The 5,300-nt window shown below is 30.5% G+C and carries 6 protein-coding genes; 4 read left to right on the forward strand and 2 right to left on the reverse strand.

The genetic code is table 11. The features are described from left to right. Together ACI3VO_RS05300 and pnuC are read left to right on the forward strand one after the other, a co-directional pair. A partial coding sequence (locus tag ACI3VO_RS05300; protein WP_439756912.1) for an aldo/keto reductase occupies nucleotides 1–917 on the forward strand: 917 nt, incomplete at its 5' end. Nucleotides 918–1,070: 153 nt separating this feature from the next. Continuing rightward, on the forward strand, nucleotides 1,071–1,751 hold the full coding sequence (pnuC, locus tag ACI3VO_RS05305; protein ID WP_439756913.1) for a nicotinamide riboside transporter PnuC: 681 nt from the start codon (nucleotides 1,071–1,073) through the stop codon (nucleotides 1,749–1,751). A gap of 131 nt (nucleotides 1,752–1,882) precedes the next feature. Here pnuC and ACI3VO_RS05310 read toward each other — a convergent pair whose 3' ends face one another. Continuing rightward, on the reverse strand, nucleotides 1,883–2,425 hold the full coding sequence (locus ACI3VO_RS05310; protein WP_439756914.1) for an NADH peroxidase: 543 nt from the start codon (nucleotides 2,423–2,425) through the stop codon (nucleotides 1,883–1,885). A gap of 208 nt (nucleotides 2,426–2,633) precedes the next feature. Here ACI3VO_RS05310 and ACI3VO_RS05315 point away from each other — a divergent pair, with 208 nt between their 5' ends. Beyond that, nucleotides 2,634–3,245: a manganese efflux pump MntP gene (locus ACI3VO_RS05315; protein WP_439756915.1), complete on the forward strand. Its 612-nt coding sequence runs from the start codon at nucleotides 2,634–2,636 to the stop codon at nucleotides 3,243–3,245. Nucleotides 3,246–3,327: 82 nt separating this feature from the next. Beyond that, nucleotides 3,328–4,392 carry a hypothetical protein gene (locus ACI3VO_RS05320; RefSeq protein ID WP_439756916.1) on the forward strand — a complete coding sequence of 355 codons (1,065 nt, stop codon included), beginning with the start codon at nucleotides 3,328–3,330 and terminating at the stop codon, nucleotides 4,390–4,392. 64 nt (nucleotides 4,393–4,456) lie between these two features. Here ACI3VO_RS05320 and ACI3VO_RS05325 read toward each other — a convergent pair whose 3' ends face one another. Then, nucleotides 4,457–5,137: a TIGR00266 family protein gene (locus ACI3VO_RS05325; protein ID WP_290691881.1), complete on the reverse strand. Its 681-nt coding sequence runs from the start codon at nucleotides 5,135–5,137 to the stop codon at nucleotides 4,457–4,459. Between the last annotated feature and the right edge of the window lie 163 nt (nucleotides 5,138–5,300).

Raw genomic sequence — 5,300 nt, forward strand, 5'->3', positions numbered from 1 at the left:
TAAAAAGACATCCGCGAGAATCATTTCTAATAGCGGACAAACTTCCAACATGGAAAGTAAAATCTCATGAAGAATGCTATAAATATTTTGAAGAACAATTAAACCGTTGTGGAGTTACGTATTTTGATAATTACATGCTTCATTGGTTAAATAAAGATCACTACGATATTTGTCAAAAATACGATGAATTTGAATTTTTAAAAGAGTTAAAGGAACAAGGAAAAGCAAAAAAAATAGGATTTTCATACCATGATAATGCAGAATTATTGGATAAAATTTTGACAAATCATCCAGAGGTCGATTATGTTCAGCTACAAATTAATTACTTAGATTGGAAAAGTCCATCTGTAGAAGCTGAAAAATGCTATAAAGTTGCAAAAAAACACAATAAACAGATTATAGTAATGGAACCTGTAAAAGGTGGAACTCTCGCAAATCTTCCAAAAGAGGCGGATGAAATTTTTAAAAAAATACATCCAGAAAAAAGCACTGCCTCATGGGCTATACGATTTGCACAATCTTTAGATCAAGTAGAAATTGTTCTAAGTGGAATGAATTCTTTAGAACAGATAGACGATAATATGAAAGATATGTCTATTTTGAATGATATAGAATTAAAAGCGATTGGAGATGTATGCCAAATTATCAATAATAAAACTGCTATTGCTTGCACAGGATGTAGCTATTGTAAAAATAATTGTCCTCAAAATATATCAATTCCAGAGTATTTTGATTTGTATAACGAATACTACAGATATCCAGAAGAAGATTGGAAAATTAAACCGATTTATAATCAGATTAGTTCAATAAATGGCAAAGCGTCAGATTGCATAAAATGTAAATCCTGCGAGAAAAATTGTCCTCAAAAGATTGAAATTACATCATGGTTAGAAAAAGTATCAAAAGCCTTTGAATAACTAGTTTACAAAAATATGATATAATTGATTCAAACAAATCAGAATTATAGGAGACAATTATGATTTTAAATAACATAAAAATACCAATATTAGACCCTAAAACTAGCCTTATATCTACAGAACAAAATATCATAGATTTAAGGAGAACTAAAAATGAATAATCCAATTAAAGAGTTATCGAAAAGAGAATGGGGAATTTGGATCGGCTCACTGATCATTGTTTTTATTTCCAACATTGTAACCGCAGACTTGGATCTTCTTACACTTACAGCGGCATTGATTGGTGTTACTTCTTTAATTTTTGCTGCAAAAGGAAATGTATGGGCACAAATCCTGATGATTGTGTTTAGTATTCTTTATGGTATCATTTCATTTCGTTTTCATTATTGGGGTGAGATGATTACTTATTTAGGAATGACTATGCCAATGTCAATATGGTCAACTATCACATGGATTAGAAATCCATCTAAAGAAAATGGAAACGAAGTGGCAATCCAAAAATTGAACAGAAATCACATAATACTTCTTGTTATATTTAGTATTGCAGTGACGATATTATTTTATTTTATACTCTCTGCATTAAATACACCAAATATCGTATTTAGTACAATTTCAATTATAACAAGTTTTATTGCAGCATCTCTCACAATGCTAAGATCATCTTACTATGCATTGGGTTATGCATCGAACGATATTGTGCTGATTATCATGTGGATTTTAGCTTCATTTGAAAATCCTATGTATATTCCTGTTGTGGTAAATTTTATAATTTTCTTTTTGAATGATATGTATGGTTTTGTGAGCTGGAAAAAAAGAGAATTACAACAGACATAGCTTCCAGCTTATTGAATTTATTAATTAAAAAATAATAATAAGAGGTTGTTAGAGAAATGATATGACCTAACAACCTCTTTTCATATTGCCTTTTAAAATATTTTAAGCTATTAATTTTACTATATTTTTAATTAGCCAAAATATCTCTTAAGAAGTCCCAAAAATGCCTTTCCATGTCTAGCCTCATCTTTGCACATCTCGTGAACTGTGTCGTGAATTGCATCAAGTCCTAATTCTTTAGCTTTTTTAGCTATTTTTAATTTACCTTCAGCAGCTCCGTATTCGGCCTCAACTCTAGCCTCTAAATTAGACTTTGTACATGGTTCTACTACCTCTCCTAGTAATTCAGCAAATTTAGCAGCATGTACTGCCTCCTCAAATGCGATTTTATCATATGCTGCTCCAATTTCAGGATATCCCTCTCTATCGGCAACTCTTCCCATAGCTAAGTACATACCTACTTCTGTACATTCACCTATGAAGTTTGCTCTTAAATCTTCTACCAAATCCTCATCTATACCTTTTGCAGCTCCTATATGATGCTCATCTGCCCAATTCAATGTATCGGTTTTTACTTGAAATTTATCTGCACCTACACCACAGACAGGACATTTTTCCGGTGGTTCTTCTCCCTCGTATATATATCCACATACAATACATACCCATTTTTTCATCTGAAACGCTCCTTTTATATTTTATTGAAGAATACATAAAAAAAATTTTTCATATTTATTTATATATTCCTTATATGTAAATTATTTAATAATACATAAACTATTTACATTTTACTTCTATGTATATTTTTTCTATAATCTCAAAAAATATACCTAAATTCACTTTAAATTTTTGAGCTATAACTACTTTTTTGAGGAGGTTCTATATATGAGTTTGTTAAATATACTTTTAACCGGATTTGCGCTTTCGATGGATGCATTCGCTGTGTCTGTTACCAAGGGCATGACTTTAAAAAACATAAACTCTAAATTGGCATTTAAAATTGCTTTTTCTTTTGGATTTTTTCAAGGCTTGATGCCGTTTATCGGATGGTTTTTAGGAATTAGATTTGAATCCTATATAAAGTCTGTAGACCACTGGATTGCCTTATTTTTACTGTCATTTATCGGACTTAAAATGATATTTGAAGCTGTTGAGACAGAAACCATAAAATTTAAAGATGAAGAAGAAAAACAAAAATATCTAGAAAATATAAATACAATCGACAACAGAGAAATTTTTATATTGTCAATAGCTACAAGCATCGACGCTCTAGCTGTCGGAGTTAGCTTTGCCTTTTTAAGTATATCTATTTTTCCAGTTTGTTTTAGTATATTCGCCATTACCTTTTCATTTTGCTTTATAGGAGTTTTAATAGGTAAAAAGCTAGGCGGTGTATTCAAAAACTACGCTCAAATACTCGGTGGGATTATCTTGATATTTATAGGTCTAAATATATTAAATGAACACACTGGTTTTTTATCTAGGATATTCGGTTAAATCAATTTTATTATAAATTTCACTAAAGCACATAAAATCTGCTACAATAAATTTAATTAAACTTAAAAACGAGGGGAATTTTATGTGCTGTAATCTAATTAATTCATATGAAATAGAGACTATTTACGGAAGAAAATCAATTGAAATCCATGAGGGAGATCTGACAGATTTTTGTAAACCATTTGATATACTAGTGCTATCTGCCGTCAGCTATCACTACCTTCCTACAGAAGGTACACTAGTCAAGGCGTTAATCGATAAAAATATAGATATCTATAAATTATCAAAAGACCCGTATATAGATTTAAGAAAAAAATTACATATATGGATATCTAATGAATTAGACAATATAGAGTTTAAATTCAAAAGATTTGTCTGCGTAGAATTCGATAAAAGAGGCGACCCAAACAAATCATTTGAGGCTATACTTCCATTTTTATCTTTAATTGAAAAACTAAACATCCCTATAAAAAGCATCGCAATGCCTTTGTTGGGCACAGGCTATTTAAATCTATCGATAGAGTCAAATCTAGAATTACAACTAAAACAATGCGAAAAATGTCTAGAAAATATACCTTCTCTATCTAAAATCTATTTAGTCGAGAAAAACAAACTAAAAGCTCATAAATTAGATATCGCCTTAAATAAATATTTAGATAGAAGCGAAACTCAAACTAGAGATATTTTCTTAGATGATTACAATAAAGAGGTTTTAAAAAAGCTAGAGGACAATATATACAAATTAATCAAGCTTAAGAAAAACAACAACCTCAATATCAACTATGAAATACTACACGATTTCTACAATCAGATAAAGAGAAAGTCTCTGAGATATTTTGAACTGTGCAGCTACTCTAGAAAAATAGTAGAAGTTCTTTTAGCAGAACAACTACCTTGGGACGACTCCGATAAAGGATTACAAATCTCTATAGATTCTTACTTGAGACAGGGATATGTTTCACCATGGATAACGTCTTATATGCACGTTATCAGAGTTTTGTCTAATAATCAAATACATTACTCTAGATATAATAACAAAATTCCTAGTGAAATACAAAATCAGGATCAGCGAATTTTACTCGGTTGTCTATATCAAATAACCGACTATTGGCTACAAATAACTTATTCAAATTCTATAAAATACTAAAAAAATACACTATACTTATAGCAAATTCTACAAGTATAGTGCATTTTACATAAAACGCTATTTATTAGTTAGAGCTAGTAGGTATAAAAGAGCCTATCTTAAGCGCAAATTCATTAATATTCATAGTTTGAAGTACGACTTGACCTGGTCCTGTAAGTCTTGTTAAAAACAAGCCCTCACCGCCAAATAGTATATTTCCAACGCCTTTTACAGTTTCAATTTCATATGAAACGCTGCTTTCAAATCCAACAAGATTTCCTGTGTCGACTTTTATAACTTCACCAGGAGCTAAATTTATCTCAATTGCATCTCCATCTATTTCTAAAAACGCCATACCATGACCTCTAAGCTCTTGAAGTATAAATCCTTCTCCACCGAAAAATCCTGTTCCCACCTTTTTATTAAAGGTAGTCTTTAAATCTACAGAAGTTTCAGCTGCCAAAAACGCGCCCTTTTGTATAGTGAAGTTGTTATTATTACTTACATCGACAGGGATTATTGTTCCTGGAACTGTTGATGCAAACGCAATTTTTGAATTTCTTTCAGCTGTATAAGTTACCATAAAAAAAGATTCTCCAGCAAACATTCTTCCAATACCTTTTAGAAAACCACCCTTTGCGTTTGTCTCCATTCTTATTCCATCTGTTTGGTAGAACATCCCTCCAGATTGAGTGAATACTGACTCTCCCTTTGTAAGGTTTATCTCTACACTTGGTACTATATTTCCTTTTATTTCATAATCCATTTACTTTCCTCCAAATTATAGTATTTTTTTATTTTATTTTATCATATATTATTTTCACTTTAAATTAAAAAAGATACTTAAATACAATCACTTGTATCTAAGTATCTTTTGTTCAATAGCCTGTATTTTAATTCAAATTAAATCCTATAAGTGATATACTCTC

Source organism: Intestinibacter sp. (genome assembly GCF_051866655.1).
GTDB lineage: Bacteria > Bacillota > Clostridia > Peptostreptococcales > Peptostreptococcaceae > Intestinibacter.